19 protein-coding genes are annotated in these 21,874 nt (G+C 50.4%); 10 read left to right on the top strand and 9 right to left on the bottom strand.

Annotated features, from left to right (window positions below; all coding sequences use genetic code 11):
• Window positions 1-21: 21 nt before the first annotated feature.
• The 6 genes from cysG to G8768_RS09310 form a co-directional block, all read right to left on the bottom strand.
• Window positions 22-1,446: a siroheme synthase CysG gene (cysG, locus tag G8768_RS09285; RefSeq protein ID WP_166844395.1), complete on the bottom strand. Its 1,425-nt coding sequence runs from the start codon at window positions 1,444-1,446 to the stop codon at window positions 22-24.
• Between the two features lie 43 nt (window positions 1,447-1,489).
• On the bottom strand, window positions 1,490-2,770 hold the full coding sequence (gene serS / locus G8768_RS09290) for a serine--tRNA ligase (RefSeq protein ID WP_166844397.1): 1,281 nt from the start codon (window positions 2,768-2,770) through the stop codon (window positions 1,490-1,492).
• 41 nt (window positions 2,771-2,811) lie between these two features.
• Window positions 2,812-3,192, bottom strand: coding sequence for a fluoride efflux transporter CrcB (crcB, locus tag G8768_RS09295; RefSeq protein ID WP_208020149.1), 381 nt, complete (start codon window positions 3,190-3,192; stop codon window positions 2,812-2,814).
• Window positions 3,193-3,363: 171 nt separating this feature from the next.
• Window positions 3,364-4,716 (bottom strand): replication-associated recombination protein A, encoded by a 1,353-nt coding sequence (locus G8768_RS09300; protein WP_166844399.1) that lies wholly within the window; start codon window positions 4,714-4,716, stop codon window positions 3,364-3,366.
• Window positions 4,706-5,338 (bottom strand): outer membrane lipoprotein periplasmic chaperone LolA, encoded by a 633-nt coding sequence (gene lolA / locus G8768_RS09305; RefSeq protein ID WP_166844401.1) that lies wholly within the window; start codon window positions 5,336-5,338, stop codon window positions 4,706-4,708. Before lolA ends, G8768_RS09300 begins: the two co-directional genes overlap by 11 nt.
• A gap of 89 nt (window positions 5,339-5,427) precedes the next feature.
• Window positions 5,428-7,731, bottom strand: a complete 2,304-nt coding sequence (locus G8768_RS09310; protein WP_341801014.1) for a DNA translocase FtsK — start codon at window positions 7,729-7,731, stop codon at window positions 5,428-5,430.
• A 273-nt stretch (window positions 7,732-8,004) separates the two neighbouring features.
• Here G8768_RS09310 and trxB point away from each other — a divergent pair, with 273 nt between their 5' ends.
• From trxB to infA, 4 genes are all read left to right on the top strand, one after another.
• Window positions 8,005-8,952: a thioredoxin-disulfide reductase gene (trxB, locus tag G8768_RS09315; RefSeq protein ID WP_166844405.1), complete on the top strand. Its 948-nt coding sequence runs from the start codon at window positions 8,005-8,007 to the stop codon at window positions 8,950-8,952.
• Window positions 8,953-8,960: 8 nt separating this feature from the next.
• Window positions 8,961-9,668, top strand: coding sequence for a leucyl/phenylalanyl-tRNA--protein transferase (gene aat / locus G8768_RS09320; protein WP_166844408.1), 708 nt, complete (start codon window positions 8,961-8,963; stop codon window positions 9,666-9,668).
• A 98-nt stretch (window positions 9,669-9,766) separates the two neighbouring features.
• Complete coding sequence (locus G8768_RS09325; RefSeq protein WP_371315436.1) at window positions 9,767-10,495, top strand: arginyltransferase; 729 nt, start codon at window positions 9,767-9,769, stop codon at window positions 10,493-10,495.
• 100 nt (window positions 10,496-10,595) lie between these two features.
• Complete coding sequence (gene infA / locus G8768_RS09330; protein ID WP_166844410.1) at window positions 10,596-10,814, top strand: translation initiation factor IF-1; 219 nt, start codon at window positions 10,596-10,598, stop codon at window positions 10,812-10,814.
• Between the two features lie 138 nt (window positions 10,815-10,952).
• Here infA and clpA read toward each other — a convergent pair whose 3' ends face one another.
• Together clpA and clpS are read right to left on the bottom strand one after the other, a co-directional pair.
• On the bottom strand, window positions 10,953-13,232 hold the full coding sequence (gene clpA, locus G8768_RS09335) for an ATP-dependent Clp protease ATP-binding subunit ClpA (RefSeq protein ID WP_166844412.1): 2,280 nt from the start codon (window positions 13,230-13,232) through the stop codon (window positions 10,953-10,955).
• Between the two features lie 383 nt (window positions 13,233-13,615).
• Window positions 13,616-13,999 (bottom strand): ATP-dependent Clp protease adapter ClpS, encoded by a 384-nt coding sequence (gene clpS, locus G8768_RS09340; RefSeq protein ID WP_166844415.1) that lies wholly within the window; start codon window positions 13,997-13,999, stop codon window positions 13,616-13,618.
• 268 nt (window positions 14,000-14,267) lie between these two features.
• Between clpS and G8768_RS09345 the strand changes: the two genes are divergently transcribed.
• Window positions 14,268-14,522 carry a cold-shock protein gene (locus tag G8768_RS09345; RefSeq protein ID WP_166844418.1) on the top strand — a complete coding sequence of 85 codons (255 nt, stop codon included), beginning with the start codon at window positions 14,268-14,270 and terminating at the stop codon, window positions 14,520-14,522.
• Between the two features lie 251 nt (window positions 14,523-14,773).
• On the opposite strand, the gene G8768_RS09350 is transcribed toward G8768_RS09345, so the two are convergent.
• A complete protein-coding gene (locus tag G8768_RS09350; protein WP_166844420.1) occupies window positions 14,774-16,999 on the bottom strand; it encodes an NADP-dependent isocitrate dehydrogenase in 2,226 nt (741 codons plus the stop codon).
• 193 nt (window positions 17,000-17,192) lie between these two features.
• Here G8768_RS09350 and G8768_RS09355 point away from each other — a divergent pair, with 193 nt between their 5' ends.
• From G8768_RS09355 to purB, 5 genes are all read left to right on the top strand, one after another.
• Window positions 17,193-17,846, top strand: coding sequence for a pseudouridine synthase (locus G8768_RS09355; protein ID WP_166844422.1), 654 nt, complete (start codon window positions 17,193-17,195; stop codon window positions 17,844-17,846).
• A gap of 109 nt (window positions 17,847-17,955) precedes the next feature.
• Complete coding sequence (locus tag G8768_RS09360) at window positions 17,956-18,426, top strand: NUDIX hydrolase (protein WP_166844424.1); 471 nt, start codon at window positions 17,956-17,958, stop codon at window positions 18,424-18,426.
• Between the two features lie 120 nt (window positions 18,427-18,546).
• The gene (gene mnmA, locus G8768_RS09365; protein WP_166844426.1) at window positions 18,547-19,704 is read left to right on the top strand and encodes a tRNA 2-thiouridine(34) synthase MnmA; all 1,158 of its coding nucleotides are present in this window, start codon (window positions 18,547-18,549) and stop codon (window positions 19,702-19,704) included.
• A gap of 5 nt (window positions 19,705-19,709) precedes the next feature.
• Window positions 19,710-20,339, top strand: coding sequence for a high frequency lysogenization protein HflD (hflD, locus tag G8768_RS09370; RefSeq protein ID WP_166844428.1), 630 nt, complete (start codon window positions 19,710-19,712; stop codon window positions 20,337-20,339).
• Window positions 20,340-20,505: 166 nt separating this feature from the next.
• Window positions 20,506-21,870, top strand: coding sequence for an adenylosuccinate lyase (gene purB / locus G8768_RS09375; protein ID WP_166844431.1), 1,365 nt, complete (start codon window positions 20,506-20,508; stop codon window positions 21,868-21,870).
• Window positions 21,871-21,874 lie beyond the last annotated feature (4 nt).

Below are 21,874 nucleotides of genomic sequence, written 5' to 3' on the forward strand. Positions count from 1 at the left end.
TCCGGATGTTGAACTCGCACATCAACCACTGATCAATCGATCTTGTCCCTGAAACCAGTGCAGCTGCTTATGCAGAGCCACAACACCACCAATAATCAATAAGGTTGGTGCTCGGAACTGATGCTGCGCAGCCTCTTGCGGCAGTTTATTTAAATCGGAAATCAGCACCCGCTGCTCGGGACAACTCCCCTTTTCAACCAACGCCGCTGGTGTATGTTTATCTCGACCGGCATCTATCAGCGCTTTACAAATTGTCGGCAAGCCCACCAAGCTCATATAAAACACCAGTGTCTGATCCGCCGCCGCTAATTCTGCCCAGCGAATGTTTTCCTGATTGTTTTGCAAATGACCGGTAATAAAACGAACCGATTGTGCATAATCGCGATGGGTTAATGGAATACCTGCGTAACTGGCACAACCCGATGCCGCAGTAATGCCGGGAACAACTTGAAAGCTGACACCCGATTCAGCCAAGGTTTCCAGCTCTTCCCCGCCGCGCCCAAAGATAAATGGATCGCCGCCTTTCAAGCGTAAAACCCGCTTACCCTCTTTCGCCAATTTCACCAGAAGCTGATTAATATCTTCCTGGGGGACGGCATGATCCGAGCGCCGCTTACCGACATAGATACGATCAGCGTCACGGCGAAGTAAATCCATAATCGCAGGTGACACCAAACGATCATACAAAACCACATCCGCCTGCTGCATCAATCGCAGAGCTTTTAAGGTCAAGAGCTCCGGGTCACCGGGTCCTGCCCCCACTAAATAAACTTCGCCTTCAGATGAAAGTTCTTTATCACTGTGCTCCAGTGCTCGATCGATAATATCCCGGCTTTCATCAAGTTGATTTTTTAACGCAGCTTCCTGTGCCGGGCCATCGACCAACCACTGCCAGAAGCGCAAGCGTTGTTTTTCATCAGTAATCTTTTTGCTGATTTTTTTTCGAAAATCACCGAGCAATTCGGCAAAACGCCCCAGATTGGCCGGCAAGTTTTCTTCCAGCTGACGACGAATGCGCCGACCTAACACCGGGGCTTTGCCAGCGGTTGAAATCGCGATGACAATTGGCGAGCGATCCACAATCGCAGGGGTAATGATGGTGCACAATTCAGGTTGATCGACCACATTAATTGCGACGTTTTTCTGCTTGCACAGTGCAGCCAATGCCTTATTGAAACCAGCGTCGTCGGTAGCTGCAATAACAAAAGCTTGCTGATCTAGCTGAGCCGAATCCTTATCCAGATCAAAACGCTGGGCTGTCCAGCTCACTCGATTGGAGTTTTCATCAACAAGCTCACGAGTTTCGCGGTGAAGATCGGGAGAAAAAAGAACAACACGGACGGGTGTTTTCAGCAGCAAACGCAATTTGCGCGCGGCTACCGCACCGCCGCCAACCACCAGGCAGTGGCGACCGCGCAGATCATGAAATAATGGAAAATAATCCATAGCAGGACCTCAGGACCTGTTATTGGGACGAGCAGCGTCCTGCTCAGGACGCTTCGATTCGCTCCAAGCCACCGCAGTAGCTACGCAAGGCTTCCGGCACGTCAATGGAGCCATCGGCATTCTGATAGTTTTCCAGAATTGCCACCAGCGTACGACCAATCGCCAGACCGGAACCATTCAGTGTGTGGAGCAGCTGCGGCTTGCCATCAGCATTACGGAAACGTGCTTTCATGCGGCGTGCTTGGAAATCGTTAAACAAACTGCAGGAAGAAATCTCACGATATTTTTCCTGACTCGGCACCCAGACTTCCAAATCATAGGTTTTCGCGGCGGAGAAACCGGTATCGCCACCACACAGAATGACTTTACGATACGGCAACCCCAGTTTTTGCAAAATCGCTTCCGCGTGCCCTGTCAGTTCCTCCAGCGCCTGCTCGGATTGTTCAGGCGTGGTGAAGTGAACCAACTCCACCTTTTCAAACTGATGTTGACGAATCATGCCACGAGTATCGCGACCATGGCTGCCTGCTTCGCTGCGGAAACACGGCGTGTGGCAGGTGTAACGAATGGGTAACTGAGCAGCGTCTTGCACAATCTCATCGCGCAGCACGTTAGTAATCGGTACTTCAGCCGTTGGAATCAGGTAGAAGTCGCGGTCATCATTCAACTTGAACAAGTCTTCTTCAAACTTTGGAAGTTGACCCGTGCCAAATAAAGAATCCTTGTTAACAATAAACGGCACCTGAATTTCTTCATAGCCATGTTCGTTAATATGGGTATCCAGCATAAATTGAATCAGGGCACGATGCAGGCGCGCAACACCGCCACGCATAACCGCAAAACGAGAGCCGGTAATTTTACTGGCGGTTTCAAAGTCCAGACCACCCAAATCTGAGCCCAGATCAACATGGTCTTTAACATCAAAGTCAAAATTGCGCGGCTCACCCCAACGGGCGATTTCAACGTTATCGTCTTCGTCATTCCCTTCTGGCACACTCTCGTGCAGCACGTTCGGTACACCACTCAGCAGTTCGTCCATTTTGGACTGCACAGCGTGCAACTGTTGCTCAGCTTCCTGGAGGGAACCCTTCAAATCTTCCACTTCTTTCAGCAAAGGTGCAATATCTTCGCCCTGGGCTTTGGCTTTACCAATATTTTTCGACTTGCTGTTGCGCTCTTGCTGCAAAGCTTCGGTTTTCACCTGAATCTCTTTGCGCTCTTCCTCCAGGGCCTGGATGGTCGCGACATCCAAATCAAAGCCACGTTTCGTTAAAGCCTTGGCAATATCCTCAGCCTGAGTACGAACGATTTTTGGGTCCAACATAGTCTTTAACCTTCTTATGATCGCCTTAACGATCAGACAAACTAGATAATCTTCATGGCCAGTTGCGCGCCTAAAAAGACACACAACAGACTGCCAACAACATTCAACGCTATATATAACAAAGCCAGCTCATGATTCTGGTTTTGCCAAAGGCTCAAGGCCTCAAGTGAGAATGTCGAAAAGGTGGTAAAAGCACCGAGGAAACCTGCCATCAAGACATTCCGCCACTCCGGATTAAACCACTGCTCTTCAACAATCAGTACATAAATAAAGCCCATCAAGGCCGAGCCCAGCAAATTGACAAAAATGGTCGCCAGCGGCAGGCGCCCTGCCACTGGCACCAACCAGTAGTTCGCGACCGCAAAGCGGCACAGGGCACCAAGGCTCCCTCCTGCTGCGACAGCTATCCACTGATTGATCATGTTTGCACGCTCTATTTCTTGTTCCAGTACTGTTCCAGGCAAGTGAGCCAGAAAACAGTACTGTGCCTTCAGTCGGTCAGAACATCAACATAGATATTGCTGAGCCTTATATGCTGAGCCTTCCACCACAGGTTCATCGCACATAACGATGAGGCGGCGGTCAAAATTCACTCAGTTGCCGCTCCCCTTTTCAGCATTCGCCCGGTGAGCGTCATCCAACTGACGTAAACGCTTCAATTTTTCGGAGATCTTGATCTCCAGCCCGCGATTGACCGGCTCGTAATAACACACCTCGTCCATTTCATCAGGCAAATAACGCTCACCAGCGGCATAGGCCTCTGATTCATTATGGGCGTATCGGTATTCCGCTCCGTAATCCATATCTTTCATCATGCGGGTCGGCGCATTGCGCAAATGCATGGGAACATCATAGCTTGGGGAGCTTGCCACATCAGCGCGGGCGCGCTTGTACGCATTATACACCGCATTACTCTTCGGTGCTGCGGCTAAATACACAATCGCCTGGGCAATGGCCAGCTCGCCTTCGGGGCTGCCAAGGCGCTCCTGCACCTCCCAGGCATCCAGCGCCAAACGTAATCCTCTAGGGTCGGCGTTACCAATATCCTCAGAAGCCATGCGCACAACTCGGCGAGCAATATACAATGGATCGCAACCGCCATCGAGCATACGCGCGAACCAGTACAAAGAACCATCAACACTGGAACCGCGCACCGATTTGTGCAGAGCCGAAATCTGTTCATAGAACAGGTCTCCCCCTTTATCGAAGCGGCGGCTTTCATTCGCCAACACCTGCTCAAGAACCTGTTGATCAATGAGCAAGCCCTGCTCAGATTCGGTGGCAATATCGCTGGCAATCTCAAGTAAATTCAAGGCACGCCTGACATCGCCGTCTGCAGACTGGGCGATCACCATCAATACATCATCATCGACTTGAATCGCCAGGCTACCCAGACCGCGCTCTTTATCGTCTGCAGCTTTCTTAAGCGCCTTGAAAATATCCTCAGCGGACAAGCTTTTCAGCACATAAACACGGCTGCGGGAGAGCAATGCATTGTTTAGCTCAAAGGAAGGGTTTTCGGTGGTGGCGCCAATAAAGATAACGGTACCGTCTTCAACGAAAGGCAGAAAAGCATCCTGCTGGGCTTTGTTAAAACGATGGACTTCATCGACGAAGAGAATGGTTTTGCGCCCAAAACTGGCAGCAACCTGGCGCGCTTTTTCAATGGCCGCGCGAATATCTTTTACACCGGCCAGTACTGCGGATAATGTTTCGAAGTGGGCGTCGTTGAGTTCAGCCAGCATTTTCGCCAAAGTGGTTTTGCCCACTCCCGGCGGTCCCCATAACACCATGGAGTGCAGATTGTTACGCTCAATGGATTCCCGAATAGGTTTTCCTGGACCTAATAGATGCTCCTGCCCAACATAATCCTCTAAACAACGCGGCCGCATTCTTGCGGCCAGCGGTTGAAAGCTGTCATCGCCTCCGAACAGATCATCCTTCATCGACGATATCGGTTCCCGGTGGCGGTTCAAAGCTGAACATGGACGGCGGTAATACTTGATTTGCCTGGGTTTCAATCAGGCGAATATGGGTTTTCTGACCGAGACTATCCAGCACGATAATTTCACTGGGTAGATTTGCCTCAAACAGTAAATCCATAGTGCTGAAGCTATTTGAAGAATCTTTTGGCTTGAGCTGAAAACCCTTTTCAATCATTTCAACATCGTAATTTTCATCCAGGGCTCGTTCCTGACTGCTCAAAATAAACAGCGGAGTTTGACGCTCGGCTTCACTCAATTTTCGACGGTTAAGCTGCTCAAGATCCGGATCATACAACAACAGGGATTCCCGATCGCCAATCAGCAATTGGGCAAAGGGCTCTTTCGTCTCCCAGCGATACTGTCCCTGTTTATTTAATGCAAAATCACCTGCACTTTCCTGCAGTAACTCACCGTCATCGGCGGTTAGGGTTTGCTGAAACTTACCCTGCAGGCTGTCAATAGCTAACAGACGTTTTGACAAATCTGACGCCGCAGAACTTGTGACACTTTCACCAGCTGAACTTAATGCGGACATTAAAAATACGCCGAATGCCACCACAATCGAAGTTGTTATTTTTTTCATGTTGCTGATCTCTATCTTACCGGTTGATGTCATTATTTTCGGAGCCCCGGGTTAACGAGGCATGAACCGTTCAACGGGCAATATGTAAATTAATGTTTCGGTGGTGGAGGCGCCAATACTTCACGACTGCCATTGTGCCCTGCTGCACTGATCACACCCGCAGCTTCCATGGTTTCGATAAGTCGCGCAGCACGGTTGTATCCGATGCGCAGTTTACGCTGCACCGAGGAAATTGAGGCTTTTCTCGACTCAGTCACAAAAGCAACCGCTTCATCATAAAGCGCATCAGCTTCATCTGCACCGCCGTCTTCTCCTTCGGTTGACAGTCCCGGAACCGGAATTTCATTAGTGCTCTCATCGACAACGCCATCGATATAACAAGGCTCACCGCGACGCTTCCAATCGTCTACAATTTTATGAACTTCATGATCGTCTACAAATGCACCGTGAACACGCGTCGGCACACTGGTGCCCGGTGGCAGGTACAACATATCACCGTGGCCCAATAATTGTTCCGCCCCGCCCTGATCAAGAATGGTTCGAGAATCAATTTTAGAAGACACCTGGAACGCCATGCGCGAAGGTACGTTCGCTTTGATCAACCCCGTAATGACATCCACGGATGGTCGTTGAGTCGCTAACACCAAATGGATACCTGCCGCACGCGCTTTCTGGGCAATACGTGCAATCAACTGCTCCACTTTTTTGCCAACGATCATCATCATGTCGGCAAACTCATCGATCACAATCACAATGCTGGGCAATGGCTCCAAGGTTGGTGCTGGCGCCTGCTCATGACCCGCTTCAAAATTTTCTTCGGGCACCCAAAGTGGATCAGGCATCGGCTCGCCGGCTTTAATCGCCTCTTCAACTTTGCGATTAAAACCTGCCAGGTTCCGAACGCCCACGGCGGCCATCAATTTATAACGACGCTCCATCTCACCCACACTCCAACGCAAACCATTGGAGGCATCGTTCATATCCGTTATCACCGGCGTCAGCAAATGGGGAATGCCTTCGTAAATCGACAGTTCGAGCATTTTCGGGTCGACCAGAATCAAACGCACTTCTTTCGGGGTTGATTTATACAAGAGGCTCAACAACATTACGTTTACGCCCACAGACTTACCCGAACCGGTTGTACCGGCTACCAGCAAGTGTGGCATTTTCGCAATATCCGCAACCACCGCCTGACCAGCAATGTCATGCCCCAATGCGACGGTTAATGGCGAGCGGGAGTCTTCATAGGCCGGCGCTTCAAGCACCTCCCGCAAACGCACCATTTCGCGATGCTCATTCGGTATTTCGATACCCACCACCGACTTGCCAGGAATGACTTCCACAACACGCACACTGATCACTGCTAGCGAACGGGCGAGATCTTTTGCGAGATTGGTAATTCGGCTGACCTTTACTCCCGGAGCGGGCTGGATTTCAAAACGGGTAACCACTGGCCCAGGTAATACCGAAACCACTTCAGCGACAACGTTGAAGTCTTTCAGTTTTAATTCCAGCAAACGCGACAAGGCCTCAAGGTTTTCTTTTGAGAAACCTTTGCCACTTGGAGGGTCTGCCGGATCCAGCAAATTTAACGGCGGCAGTTCGCCACTCACGGGAGCATCGAACAACGGTACCTGACGCTCTTTTTCAACCCGTTTGCTCACCGGCTTAGATTTTTTCGGTGGCTCAGTGATGATTGGCGGCACACGTTCTGCTTCCACCTTAATGCTCTCGGCCACAGCTTGGCGACGTTTTTCGACGACCTCTTCAACCTGTTGTTGCTGCACCCGGTTTTCCTGCCAGTGTTGATATTTTTCAATCAAACGCCCACTGAGATTCAAAGTGATTCGGCCGGTATCGTCCATCACCTTAAGCCAGGAGATATCCGCATAAATGGTCAAACCGAACAGGAAAATCGCGACCATTAACAACGTTGCGCCAACAAAACCAAAGGCTGCCAACGCCGAACCAGACACCGATGCACCGAGAATGCCACCATTGGAAAACGGCAAGGCTGACAGCTCAGAAGCAAAATTCAACGCTGCGATACCCGTACCACCAGCCATCACCAAAGCCAGACCTACAGTACGCAAGGAGAGCAGCACCCAATCGAAGCTGCGCTGCTGATCACGCAAGACCTTCCAGATTCGGTAGATCAATAGCATTGGGAAAACATAGGCGATGTAGCCAAACAGGGTAAAGAAGACATCCGCCAGCCAGGCACCCGTCGGTCCGCCGGTATTGCTGATCTCGTCTCCCAAGCCGGTTCTTGACCAACCCGGGTCTGCAGGGCTGTAGGAGAACAATGACAGCAAGAGGAAGGCACAAAGCAACACCAGGCCGATAAGCGCCCCTTCTCTCAGCAAGCGAAACAGACGCTGCTGGGGGTCTATACCGTGCTCTTGGGCACTCTGATCATTACGTTGGGCGGCTTTTGTCAAAACGGTCTTCCAAAATCGTTAAATCAAAGGAGGATTGTATATTTGAACAGTAGTTTATGGAAGTCGCTGCGCTATTACCGCTTTGGTGTTTATAGCGCATCACTATTTAGCGCATTTGCGTTTTCTATTTGGCCTCGGCGCAACTATCCCCTATGATTAGCGCCTTTCATTTCAGCGCCAAGCCACTTTTGGCCTGAATCACAGAACACAGCCTTAGGAAGCAGTATGAGCGACATTCAACACCACAAATTGATCATCCTTGGCTCCGGGCCAGCGGGCTACACCGCTGCAATTTATGCCGCCCGTGCCAACCTGAACCCTGTTGTGATTACCGGTATGCAGCAAGGTGGTCAATTAACCACCACAACTGAGGTTGAAAACTGGCCAGGTGGCATTTCCGAATTGCAAGGCCCCGATCTGATGGTCCAGATGCAGCAGCACGCCGAACGCTTCGAAACCGAGATCATTTTCGACCACATTCACGAAACCCAGCTGGATCAACGCCCGTTTATTCTAAAGGGCAGTAACACCTATAGCTGTGATGCGCTGATCATTGCGACTGGCGCTTCCGCACAGTATTTGGGTCTGGAATCCGAGCAAACCTTCATGGGCCGTGGCGTAAGCGCCTGTGCGACCTGTGACGGCTTCTTTTATCGTGATCAGAAAGTGGCCGTTGTTGGTGGTGGTAATACGGCCGTTGAAGAGGCGCTATACCTCTCCAATATCGCCAAGGAAGTGGTTTTGATTCACCGTCGCGACAGCTTGCGCAGTGAGAAGATTTTGCAAGATCGCCTGCTGGAAAAAGCCAAAAACGGCAATGTTACCCTGATGTGGAACCACACTCTGGAAGAAGTTCTGGGTGACGATGCCGGTGTTACCGGTCTTCGACTGAAAAGCACCCAAGATGATTCCGAGCAGAATATCGATGTTGCCGGCGTGTTTATCGCCATCGGTCACAAGCCCAACACGGATATTTTCGAAGGCCAACTGAATATGGAAGGCGGCTATATCAAGGTTCAGAGCGGTTTGACAGGTAATGCGACCCAAACCTCGACTCCAGGCGTATTTGCTGCCGGTGACGTTGCTGACCACATTTACCGTCAGGCAGTTACCTCCGCCGGTTCTGGCTGCATGGCCGCCCTGGACGCTGAGCGCTACCTGGACGAACAATAAGATACGCTGTGATCGAACTACCCTGGCTGCTGCCTGGCAGCAGCCATTTCCCCCCCACCTCCAATGCACTTGAAGACCCCAACGGCCTATTAGCGGCCGGAGGTGACCTCGACCCCGCCACCCTGCTATCCGCTTATCGCCAAGGAATTTTCCCCTGGTTTGACGAAAGCCAACCCATCCTTTGGTGGAGCCCTTCCCCCCGGGCTGTGATTATTCCCGGCGAAGAACACATTTCCCGCAGCCTGAAAAAGCATATTCGCCGCAGCGATCAGAAAATCCGCTGCAACACAGCTTTTGAAGAGGTCATGCTCGGCTGCGCAGAACCAAGGGCCGAGGATGAAGGCAGCTGGATAACCGAGGAAATGCTCGAGGCCTATATCGAGCTTCACGAGTTGGGGCACGCACACAGTGTCGAGACTTGGCAAGGTGGCAATCTTGTCGGTGGACTCTACGGAATACAGATCGGTTCGGTGTTTTTTGGAGAATCAATGTTTTCCAGACAAAGCAACGCCTCCAAATATGCCTTTGCCACGCTTTGCCGGATTGCCCGAGATATCGGCATCGAACTCATTGACTGCCAAGTCCACAATAATCATCTGGAAAGCCTTGGCAGTAAGGATTTGCAGAGAAGTGATTTCGAAGCGCTGCTTTCACGCCTGACCGAGAAGGCAAGCTGCCGCGAATTCCCCTCTGGAAGCCACCTGTCCGAATTTTGACACTTTGACTACACTTAGTGACGAACTGTCAGAAACCCGGTTGGGTTGCACCAAAGCCTGTGGTTAAATGGGGGAAAGTTTGAGGTTAACTGGCCTTTATGTCTGAAATTCGTTTATACGCCACCCCACCACATCAATGCAGCTATTTGCAGGACAAAACCGCGACCACGGTTTTTGTCGATCCCGATGCAAATCTGGATGTGGACTCCTACCAAAGGTTGTCGGAGTTCGGTTTTCGTCGCAGTGGCAATCATTTTTATCGCCCCAATTGCGACGATTGCCAGGCCTGTATTTCCGTTCGTATTCCAGTACACCAGTTTGCCCCTAATCGCAGCCAAAAACGCTGCCTGAAGCGAAACAGTGATCTGCAGATGAAGGTACTGAAGCGCCTGAGTCTTGAAAGACACTACCCACTTTACCAACGCTATATCGAGCAGCGTCATCGCGGCGGCGACATGTACCCGCCTTCACGCTCTCAATTCGTTAGCTTTCTGGCAAGCGGACACCCCAGCACTCGTTTTTATGAATTCAGCGACCGGAACGACCAGGTTGTTGCTATTGCGGTCAGCGACGAGCTGGATGATCACCTGTCAGCGGTGTACACCTTTTTTGATCCGGAACTTGATCAACGCAGCCTGGGGCGCTTCTGCATTCTCAGTCAAATTGAGCGTTGCAAAGAACTCGGACTGCGATATTTGTACCTGGGCTACTGGGTCGAACAATGCCGCAAGATGAACTACAAAACCGACTACCAACCTCTCGAATTGCTGGACGAAAACGGCTGGCAAACCCTGAAACTCCCCGAGAACAGCCAGAAAGATCAATAAGCTCTTGGCTATTCCTGCGATTTAGTGCAAAATGCCGCCTTCTTTTTTAGGGGCTCTTGCCTATTAGCCCATCGATTGAAGAGACCGAGGAAAAGGCCGAATGGCAAAAGAAGACAATATTGAGCTTGAAGGTACCGTAATTGATACGCTACCGAATACCACATTCCGTGTTGAGCTGGAAAACGGCCACGTGGTAACTGCACACATTTCAGGCAAGATGCGCAAAAACTACATCCGCATCCTGACCGGCGACAAGGTTAAAGTAGAACTGACACCTTACGATTTAAGCAAAGGCCGCATCACCTACCGCGCTCGCTAAATCCTCGCCCCATAAAAAAACTCCAGCCGAAAAGCTGGAGTTTTTTTATGGCTATTGCATTCGCATCAACGCCTTTCGATACGCACTCTGGCAAATATTCAAAGGCGGCATTTTCATACCGCCCTTCGTTAAGCCAGCTTACTCGCTTACTTCTTTGTCTTTGACAGGCTCTTCTTCCAGACGAACCGTCAACTGGTCACCATCAAGCTCAAGATAAGCCGTACCACCGGCCTGAGACAGACCGCCGAACAAGATAGCTTCCGCCAATGGCTTTTTGACTTTCTCGCGGATCAAACGCGCCATTGGGCGAGCACCCATCTTCTCGTCATAACCATTTTCAGCAAGCCACTGACGAGCCTCCTCCGAGGCCTCAAGCTGCACACGCTTCTCATCAAGCTGGGCCTGCAACTCTACAAGGAACTTGTCGACGACAGTTTTGATCACATCCAGAGTCAGTGCACCGAACTGAATAATGGAATCCAGACGGTTACGGAATTCTGGTGTGAACAGCTTCTTAATTGCTTCCATACCATCGCTGGTATGATCCTGCTTCGTAAAGCCCATGGAGGCACGCCCCATGTCTTCAGCACCGGCGTTGGTGGTCATGATAAGAATGACATTTCGGAAATCAGCTTTGCGTCCGTTGTTGTCGGTCAGCGTACCGTGATCCATAACCTGCAGCAGCAAATTGAAAACTTCAGGATGCGCTTTTTCGATTTCATCCAGCAAAACAACGCTATGGGGATTTTGGGTTACTGCTTCGGTTAACAAACCACCCTGATCAAATCCAACGTAACCTGGAGGTGCACCGATTAAACGCGAAACCGTGTGACGTTCCATGTATTCCGACATATCAAAGCGAATCAGCTCCACACCCATGGCTTTTGAAAGCTGCCGACAGAGTTCCGTTTTACCTACACCGGTAGGGCCAGCAAACAGGAACGAACCGATTGGCTTGTCTGGACTGCCCAAACCAGCGCGTGACAGCTTGATCGCAGTTGCCAGGTCCATAATGGCTTCGTCCTGACCAAACACGGTCAACTTCAAATTCTTTTCAAGCTCTTGCAGCTGCGCTTTATCCGAGGTTGAAATGGTTTTTGGAGGTACACGCGCGATTTTGGCAATGACGGATTCAATATCCCCCACACCGATTAATTTCTTACGTTTACTCTCCGGCTGCAGCTGCTGATAAGCGCCAGCCTCGTCAACCACATCAATGGCTTTGTCAGGCATGAATTTATCGGAGATATAACGTGCAGCCAATTTTGAAGCGGTAAACAAGGCTTTATCTGAGTAACGCAGGCCATGGTGCTCTTCAAAGCTTGGCTTCAAGCCTTTCAGGATTTTGTAGGTTTCATCAATGGAAGGCTCGTTAACATCCACCTTCTGGAAACGTCGTGACAGCGCACGATCCTTTTCAAAAATCCCGCGATATTCGGTAAATGTGGTTGAACCCATGCAACGCAAGTCACCGGAACTCAACAAAGGCTTAAGCAAATTTGAGGCGTCCATAACGCCGCCCGATGCGGCACCTGCACCAATAATGGTGTGGATTTCATCGATAAATAAAATAGCGCCTTCACGTTTTTTAAGTTCAGCCAGTAAACCTTTCAAGCGCTTCTCAAAATCACCCCGATATTTTGTACCGGCAAGCAGTGCTCCCAAATCCAGGGAGTACACCACACTGTCCGCGAGCACATCGGGCACTTCACCATCAACTATGCGCTTTGCCAGACCTTCTGCAATTGCCGTTTTACCGACACCGGACTCACCGACCAACAGCGGATTATTTTTGCGGCGGCGAGACAGAATTTGTGCAACACGCTCAAGTTCTTCCGCACGGCCAACCAGCGGATCAATTTTTCCTGCTTTGGCCTGTTCGTTCAGATTGCTTGCGTAGGAATCCAGTGGACTGGCAGCGGCGCCATCACTCTCACCTTCCTCACTGCTTTGACTTTGCTCACCTTCCAGTGAGTGCCCAGCCATTTTTGAAATACCGTGGGTAATAAAATTAACCACATCGATTCTGGCAATGTTTTGCTGTTTCAAATAATAAACAGCCTGGCTTTCCTGCTCACTGAAAATAGCGACCAACACATTCGCACCAGTAACTTCATCGTTGCCGGAAGATTGAACATGAAAAACAGCGCGCTGAATGACGCGTTGAAAACCTAAAGTGGGCTGGGTTTCGCGATCTTCATCGCTTTCTGGAATCAGAGGCGTTGTTGAATCAACAAACTCGATCAAATCTTTTTTCAAGGCCTCAAGGTCGGCGCCACAAGCTTTTAAAACGGAGGCCGCCGATTCATTATCAATAAGCGCAAGCAAAAGATGCTCAACCGTCATGAACTCATGACGTTTGTTTCGCGCACCTTTGAATGCGGTGTTTAAAGTTACTTCTAATTCTTTGCTAAGCATCGCGATGCTCCATCCAAGTACAGTATGAATCAGTACGGTTTAATTTCGAACTGCCGCTCTACATTACATTTCCGCTCTGCATACCCCATGCATTTCATGAGTACCCTGCTCACTGCACCAATAACAAGTGACACGCTAACTCTTGAGAATTCAAATTCTTCTTTAGGACTATAGTGCCACTATAAAAAATAAGCTCTTTTGGTTTGCAACCATCTCAGCGGTTTGAATTCACTGCCTTCGGTTTAACTTTGTAATAAACCAAAAGTTAATTTTCACCTTTTCAGTTCCAACTTAAGACAAACGGTCGCAGCTTTCAACATTTGCCTTGACATCATTGTGTCGCGCTTTCCTTAACACTGCCACTGAAAACGACGAAATACAAATCAGTTATCTTCCCCCTCGCCTTCATCATCAGGCTCTATTTCACACCACAAAGGGTGCTCATTGTCCTGGGAAAACTGATTTACCTGTGCCGCTTTTGTTTCCGCTATATCTCGAGTATACACGCCACATACCGCACTGCCCTCGGTATGCACCTTCAACATGACGCGCGTAGCGCTTTCCGGGTCCAAACGGAAAAAGTTGCACAAAACCTCAACCACAAAGTCCATAGGTGTATAGTCGTCATTTAGCATGATGACTTTATACATTGGCGGTTTTTTTAACTTTGGCTTAGCCCTTTCAAGAACCGTACCACCATTCCAGTTTAAATCGTCGTCAGAATCACCGCCCGACAACTGGATGTTTTGGAAAAATTGATTACTCATAATGTTTAAAAGTTTTCTTTAGACGCATTCCAACTAATACTCCTATTGTAACCCATCCTGCGGTTATATCCGACGCCAATTATCTTGACTTCTTACACTCAATTGTTATAACTAGGCTTGTGTGAGGAGCGTACTTGTAAAGGACTAACATGAGGCTTCGTTTAAAGCTCGCTATGAGAATTAAACGGACAACTTCATACCGAGCCTCCCACCTGACAGGGAACCTCATTCATTTTTATAATAAAACTACAGTTAAGGGAAATATGCCATGTCTACGGGTACCGTAAAATGGTTTAATAACGCCAAGGGTTATGGGTTTATCTTACCGGACGAAGGTTCTGGTGACTTATTTGCACACTATTCAGCCATTGATATGGAAGGATACCGCACACTCAAGGCTGGACAAGCAGTGACATTCGACACCGCCAAAGGCGATAAAGGAATGCACGCAATCAATATTCGACTCGCTGAAAGCGGTAAATCCAATCAGGACAAATCCGAGCAATCCTTACAGGAAGCCTGATTGAAATCACACTGCACCAGTAGTTAGCACCCCGCTCTGCTTATTTGCGGAATCAACACTCTCTGCAAATAAGCATCACTTCTTAATGACAGCCGACAACTTTGTACACAAACAACTGTTTATCTGGCTGCAATTTCAATGAATCACTCAACATTTTAAACACATAAAAAAAGGGGCTTAATGCCCCTTTTTTACGCTCGCAAATGGCACCGACAAAAAACGTCAGCGCATAGCTCACATTCAGCGCACTATTATAGTGCTTCCAGTGCGGCGTTGAACAACTCACTTGGACGCATGGCTTTAGAGGTTTTCTCATCGTCCATACGATAGTAACCACCCAGATCAATCTCTGTACCCTGAATATCATTCAACTCAGCAACAATTGCTGCTTCATTTTCAGACAAAGATTTTGCCAGAGGCGCAAATGCCGCCTGCAGCTCAGCGTCTTCAGTTTGCTCCGCCAGGGCTTGCGCCCAGTACAAACACAGATAGAAGTGACTGCCGCGGTTATCCAGCTCATTCACCTTACGTGAAGGTGATTTGTTTTCATCCAGGAATACGCCGTTTGCTTTGTCCAAAGTATCGGCCAAAACCTGAGCCTTTTTAATATCAAAGGCATGAGCCAGGTGAGAGAAAGATTCTGACAGAGCCAGGAACTCACCCAGAGAATCCCAACGCAGGTGACCTTCTTCCACAAACTGCTGAACGTGCTTAGGCGCAGAACCGCCTGCGCCGGTCTCGAACAAACCACCCCCATTCATCAACGGAACGATGGACAGCATTTTCGCACTGGTGCCCAGCTCAAGAATTGGATACAAGTCAGTCAGGTAATCACGCAGTACGTTACCGGTAACAGAGATAGTGTCCTGACCACGACGGATACGCTCCAGAGAGAACTTGGTCGCATCGACTGGAGACATAATGTGCAGCTCCAGGCCATCGGTGTCATGCTCTTCCAGGTACTTGTTAACCTTGGCAATCAGGTTGGCATCGTGTGCACGTTTTTCATCCAACCAGAAAACGGCCGGGCTGCCACTGGCGCGGGCACGGTTTACCGCCAACTTAACCCAATCGCGAATCGGCGCATCTTTCACCTTACACATGCGGAAGATATCACCCTCTTCAACCTCCTGCTCCATCAGGATCTGACCCTTCGGATCAACAACCATGATGCGACCGCGACCTGGCGCCAGGAAGGTCTTGTTGTGAGAACCGTATTCTTCAGCTTTCTTCGCCATCAGACCCACGTTGGAAACGCTACCCATGGTAGAAGGATCAAAAGCACCGTTCTCTTTACAGTCTTCAATAACCGCCTGGTATACACCGGCGTAACAGCGATCCGGGATAACCGCTTTCGTGTCGTGCAACTGACCATCAGGACCCCACATCTTACCGGAGTCACGGATCATCGCCGGCATAGAAGCATCCACAATAATGTCACTTGGTACGTGCAGATTAGTGATGCCTTTATCAGAGTTCACCATGGCCAACTCTGGACGAATCTTATACAGAGCTTCAACATCCGCACGGATGGCTTCCTGCTGATGAGGACGCAGGTCTTTGATCTTGTTGTACAGATCGCCGATACCGTTATTCGGATCAACACCCAGGTTTTCTAACAGAGTCTCATACTTGTCGAAGATTGGCTGATAGTACTCGTGCACCATATGACCAAACATGATCGGGTCAGATACCTTCATCATGGTTGCTTTCAAATGCAGAGACAGCAGAATGTCTTCCTGCTTGGCTTCTTCGATCTGACCGGCCAGGAAAGCACGCAGAGCCTGACGGTTCATCACGGCGGTATCGATAACTTCACCGACCAACACTGGGGTCTTCTTACGTAAAACCTTAACAACGCCGTCATCACCAACGTACTTGATAACCACATTGCCTTTAAAGTCACAGACGTGGGACTGCTCGCTACCGTAGAAGTCGCCGTGACTCATGTGGGCAACGTGGGACTTGGAATCCGGAGTCCACTTACCCATGCGGTGACTGTTTTTCTTGGCGTAAGCCTTAACAGAAGCCGCTGCACGACGGTCGGAGTTACCTTCACGCAATACCGGGTTTACCGCACTGCCTTTCACTTTGTCGTACAGCGCTTTGATTTTTTCTTGCTCAGCGTCAGCGGGTTCTTCCGGGTAATCCGGCAGCGGGTAGCCTTTAACCTGCAGCTCTTTAATGGCTGCAGCCAACTGAGGAATGGACGCCGAAATATTTGGCAGCTTTACAATGTTTGCTTCAGCGGTCTCGGCGAGTTCGCCCAACTCAGCCAATGCATCGCTTTGGCGCAATTTTTCAGGTAGGTAGTCTGACATGGTGGCAATGATGCGACCGGCCAGTGAAATGTCGCGAGTTTCTACTTCAACGCCAGCCTTTTCTGCGAAAGCCTGTACGATTGGAAGTAAGGAATAAGTCGCCAGAGCGGGCGCCTCATCGGTAAGGGTGTAGATAATTTTAGGTGTTTCGGACATTGTATCTCCCTTGCGTCCTCTATAAAGGCAGACAGATGCTTTGGGTAAAAGCTAGCTTGCTTGGCAAGCCCATCTGCGGACGGACATTGAATATTGCTTTATGGGTGAGCGATTTAGCGGGCGCGATAATAACACCGGACAGCGCTCAGGTATAGGTGGTAAAATTACAACAATAGTCGAAATAAGCAATTCCATGGCCCAAATCATTCTATTTAACAAGCCTTTTAACGTATTAAGCCAATTCACCGACCAAGAGCAGCGAGCCACCCTAATGGACCACCTTGCTGCATTTAAGGGTTTTTACCCGGCTGGTCGCCTGGATAGAGATTCTGAAGGCTTATTGCTACTCACTGATGACGGCAGGCTACAACACCGCATCAGCCACCCTGAACAGAAGCTTGAAAAGACCTATTGGGTGCAGGTCGAAGGTGAAGTTGAAGAGGAAGCCCTGCAAGCGCTGCGCAATGGCCTTGAGCTTAAGGATGGCCCGACACGGCCAGCCAAAGCCAGGCATATGGACCCACCAGCTAATCTCTGGCCCAGAACGCCCCCCATTCGAGAGCGCAAAAACCAAGCAACCCAATGGTTGGAAATCCGTATCGGCGAAGGCCGCAATCGACAGGTAAGGCGCATGACGGCGGCAGTTGGCCACCCGACTCTTCGCCTGATACGGGCCGCCATCGGGCATTGGCAACTGGGCGACCTCTCTCCCGGAGAGCATCACCTGGAAACGGTTCATCTGCCGGACAAGCACCATAAAAGCCGCAATACGAATCCTACAAATCGCGGTAGTAAGCACACAAAACGTCGACCACGCACTCACACCCGTACCGACAGGAAACGTTAGAATAGCGGGACGGCCTGATAAAGCAGCCTACAAAACACACAGACAAAGCCGCCATTTGTTAAAAAACTACAAAATCATTCTGACGACAGATACCGTTAGGCCATAGATCATGAATCAAGAAGCCTCCTCCCCATACACACCTCACTGTACCGTTGCCACTGTAGTGGAACGTCAGCAACGCTATCTACTGGTTCTGGAGGAGCGCAATGGCCGCCTGCTCTACAACCAACCGGCCGGTCATTTGGAGGCTGGAGAATCCCTAATTGAAGCCGCTGCCCGGGAAACGCTTGAAGAAACCGCCTGGAATGTGCAAATTCGAGCGTATCTCGGGGTCAGCCTGTACCGCGCTCCAGCGAACGGAGTAACGTATGTACGCCACAGCTTCAGCGGGCGGGCAATGGGATTTGAACCCGAGCGAGCTCTTGATTCAGGCATTGTGGAAGCCGTCTGGCTCGATATTACCGAAATCGAAGCACTCCGGGATCACCTTGCCAGCCCTCTGGTCTATCAGGATATTCTTCGCTACAGACAAGATAAGCTCTATCCACTGGAAATGGCCGACACCTATATCGCACCCTAGACCATTCTTTGCCCTCTTTCATGCCTCTGTAAAGGCTTGTAAGCGAAGAGCTCGCTCGTTGGACAGCCATACCCCACAGCAGTAGAATGCGCCCCCCATTTGATTTAACGTACAAACATCATGAGCCCCAGCAGCAAGCCCATTTCAGAAACCAAGGTCATTGTCGGTATGTCCGGCGGTGTCGACTCTTCCGTCTCCGCCCTCCTGCTCCTCCAGGCAGGCTATCAGGTGGAAGGGCTGTTTATGAAAAATTGGGACGAAGACGACGGCAGCGAATACTGCACCGCCAAGGACGACTTGGCCGATGCCGAATCTGTCTGCGCCAAGCTCGGCATTAAATTGCACAGCGCCAACTTTGCTGCCGAGTACTGGGACAATGTCTTTGAGCACTTCCTGGAGGAATACAAAGCCGGCCGCACCCCAAACCCGGATATCCTTTGTAATCGCGAAATCAAGTTCAAGGTCTTTCTGGATTACGCCGAATTGCTGGGCGCAGACTACATCGCAACCGGTCATTACGTTCGCCGCCTGGATGAAGGTGGTCGTACTTATCTCGCCAAGGGCCTGGATAACAACAAAGACCAAAGCTACTTTTTGCACGCCGTAAGCGAAGCCGAATTTGCAAAATCCCTCTTCCCTGTCGGCGAACTGGAAAAACCTGAAGTTCGCGTCCTGGCTGAAGAGCACGGATTGATCACCCACAACAAGAAAGACAGCACCGGAATCTGTTTTATTGGTGAACGCCGTTTTAAGGATTTCCTCGCGCAGTATTTACCGGCACAACCCGGCGTAATCGAAGATCTCGACGGCAACGCACTTGGCCAGCACAGCGGCCTGATGTACCACACGATTGGCCAACGCCAAGGCCTGGGCATCGGCGGCGTTAAAGGTCAGGCTGAAGCTCCCTGGTATGTGGTCGATAAAGATCTGGAGCGCAATGTTCTGCTGGTCGCCCAAGGCAGCGATCACCCTCGCCTGTACAAGCAATCCCTGAGCGCCAGTCAAAGTCACTGGATTGGTAACAACCCTTGCGCCCATGGCAATGTATTCCATGGTCACTCCAAGATTCGCTACCGTCAGGCTGATCAGGAATGCTGGGTTCGCGAAAGCGCTGACGGCGGGCTGGAAATCAACTTTGCGGAACCCCAGCGTGCAGTCACCCCGGGGCAATCCATAGTCTTCTATAAAGAAGACATCTGCCTGGGCGGCGCGGTTATTGACCAGGCCCAGGATGAACTCATTGAGGAATTGGCTGCGCAGGTCACTGAAGCAAGCTAAAGCATATGGCAAAGAATTGGCAAGATATCAGCCTCGCCCTGGCTGGCGTATTTCAAAGCACCGCCCTGGTCGACCAGATTGCTCGCACCGGTTACCTGCCGACCGAGCCCTACCAGTGCGCTATCCAAAGCCTGTTTGAACAGAACCCTTCCGACACCCAATCCGTATACGGCGGTGCCCACGGTGTGGACATGGGGCTCAGAATTATGGCACAACTGCTGGATAACAAAGTCGATCGCGAACACCCGAATACCATGCGTTATGTCATGGGCATTTTGCACCTGCAAAAAAAACTCAGCAAAGACGCCGAGCTGCTGGCTTTTATAGGAGAACGACTGAGTCAGGCCAAGCGCCAGGCTGATCATTTCGACAACATCAGCCACGACAGTGTGATTGCCAATCTCGCCGGCATCTACAGCGAAAGCCTCAGCCACTACAAATTCCGCATTCAGGTGATGGGCGACGCAGCGTATTTACAGCAACAACGTGTCGCTGAACAGGTTCGAGCCCTACTGCTGGCCTCTGTGCGTAGCGCGACCCTCTGGCGCCAGGTTGGGGGCAGCCGGCTCGACATCCTGTTCCACCGCAAGCGACTGTTGAAAGCGGCGCACCTGTGGTTGAATGACATTAACTAAGCGCCGCCCCCTTCAACTCGCCCCACCACTCCACCTTCCACATATCTCCTATATGAGCTTTATGACGGAGGCATTAAACTGAGAGCGTATTTCAGGTAGAATGCCGCCCCTTGAAACCATGGGCCCCGGCCCATCACTATTGCCAGACAAACTGTGAGCACCTGCTATGAGCCTTACCACTCTTAATGCCGTTTCCCCAATTGATGGCCGATACGGTAGTAAAACCAGCGATTATCGCGACATTTTCAGCGAATTTGGTCTAATTCGTGCGCGCGTTGAAGTTGAGGTTCGTTGGCTGCAACGCCTGGCAGAGCATCCGCAAATCAGTGAAGTGCAGCCTTTCAGCGATGCCAGCAATGCCCTGTTGAACAATCTGGTTGATAATTTGACGGAAGAACAGGCAGCTCGCATCAAAGAAATCGAAAGAACCACCAACCACGACGTAAAGGCGGTTGAGTACTTTATTAAAGAACAATTTGCGGGCAATGAAGAATTGTTGGCCGTGAATGAATTCGTACACTTTGCCTGTACCTCGGAAGACATTAACAACCTTTCCCATGCCTTGATGCTGAAACAAGGCCGCGAGGTGTTGCTGGCTCAGATGGAAGATATCTACAACGGTATCGCCCAGATGGCAAAAGACTTTGCCGCTGTACCCATGCTGTCTCGCACCCACGGCCAGACGGCCTCCCCAACAACCGTTGGTAAAGAGATGGCAAACGTTGCCGCTCGCCTTGGCCGCCAGATCAAACAGGTAAAAGCGGTTGAACTGCTGGGCAAAATCAATGGTGCGGTCGGTAACTATAACGCCCACCTTAGCGCGTATCCGGATATCGACTGGCAAGCTAATGCTGAAACCTTTGTCAACAGCCTGGGTCTGAGCTGGAACCCTTACACCACCCAAATTGAACCACACGATTACATTGCCGAACTGTTTGATGCCATCGCGCGCTACAACACCATCCTGTTGGATTTCGATCGCGATATCTGGGGCTACATTGCCTGGGGCTACTTCAAGCAGAAAACCATTGCCGGCGAAATCGGTTCATCCACCATGCCACATAAAGTGAACCCGATTGATTTCGAAAACTCCGAAGGCAACCTGGGTCTGGCCAATGCGGTATTCCAGCACCTGGCTGCCAAACTACCAGTATCTCGTTGGCAGCGCGATCTGACCGACTCCACCGTTTTGCGTAATATGGGGGTCGGTTTTGCTTACAGTGCCATCGCCTACGCTTCAACCTTGAAAGGCATGGGTAAGCTGGAATTGAATACCGAACGCCTGGCAGAAGATCTGGATAACAGCTGGGAAGTCCTGGCGGAACCCATCCAAACCATTATGCGTCGCTACAACGTGGAAGGCGCTTATGAAAAGCTGAAGGACCTGACCCGAGGCCAAACCATCAACCAAAAAACGATCCAGGCTTTTGTTGAAACATTGGATGTGCCGGAAGAAGCCAAAGCGGCAATGCGCGAGCTGACGCCCGCCAATTACATTGGCAATGCCATCAGCCAAGCTGAAAACATCTAACAAC

It is taken from the genome of Pseudoteredinibacter isoporae (genome assembly GCF_011602085.1).
In the GTDB taxonomy this organism is placed as follows: domain Bacteria; phylum Pseudomonadota; class Gammaproteobacteria; order Pseudomonadales; family Cellvibrionaceae; genus Pseudoteredinibacter; species Pseudoteredinibacter isoporae.

Coding starts and splice junctions, on each gene's coding strand:
- cysG (WP_166844395.1), bottom strand. CDS start 1,446: ATGGATTATTTTCCATTATTTCATGATCTGCGCGGTCGCCACTGCCTG.
- serS (WP_166844397.1), bottom strand. CDS start 2,770: ATGTTGGACCCAAAAATCGTTCGTACTCAGGCTGAGGATATTGCCAAG.
- crcB (WP_208020149.1), bottom strand. CDS start 3,192: ATGATCAATCAGTGGATAGCTGTCGCAGCAGGAGGGAGCCTTGGTGCC.
- G8768_RS09300 (WP_166844399.1), bottom strand. CDS start 4,716: ATGAAGGATGATCTGTTCGGAGGCGATGACAGCTTTCAACCGCTGGCC.
- lolA (WP_166844401.1), bottom strand. CDS start 5,338: ATGAAAAAAATAACAACTTCGATTGTGGTGGCATTCGGCGTATTTTTA.
- trxB (WP_166844405.1), top strand. CDS start 8,005: ATGAGCGACATTCAACACCACAAATTGATCATCCTTGGCTCCGGGCCA.
- G8768_RS09325 (WP_371315436.1), top strand. CDS start 9,767: ATGTCTGAAATTCGTTTATACGCCACCCCACCACATCAATGCAGCTAT.
- infA (WP_166844410.1), top strand. CDS start 10,596: ATGGCAAAAGAAGACAATATTGAGCTTGAAGGTACCGTAATTGATACG.
- clpA (WP_166844412.1), bottom strand. CDS start 13,232: ATGCTTAGCAAAGAATTAGAAGTAACTTTAAACACCGCATTCAAAGGT.
- clpS (WP_166844415.1), bottom strand. CDS start 13,999: ATGAGTAATCAATTTTTCCAAAACATCCAGTTGTCGGGCGGTGATTCT.
- G8768_RS09345 (WP_166844418.1), top strand. CDS start 14,268: ATGTCTACGGGTACCGTAAAATGGTTTAATAACGCCAAGGGTTATGGG.
- G8768_RS09350 (WP_166844420.1), bottom strand. CDS start 16,999: ATGTCCGAAACACCTAAAATTATCTACACCCTTACCGATGAGGCGCCC.
- G8768_RS09355 (WP_166844422.1), top strand. CDS start 17,193: ATGGCCCAAATCATTCTATTTAACAAGCCTTTTAACGTATTAAGCCAA.
- G8768_RS09360 (WP_166844424.1), top strand. CDS start 17,956: ATGAATCAAGAAGCCTCCTCCCCATACACACCTCACTGTACCGTTGCC.
- mnmA (WP_166844426.1), top strand. CDS start 18,547: ATGAGCCCCAGCAGCAAGCCCATTTCAGAAACCAAGGTCATTGTCGGT.
- hflD (WP_166844428.1), top strand. CDS start 19,710: ATGGCAAAGAATTGGCAAGATATCAGCCTCGCCCTGGCTGGCGTATTT.
- purB (WP_166844431.1), top strand. CDS start 20,506: ATGAGCCTTACCACTCTTAATGCCGTTTCCCCAATTGATGGCCGATAC.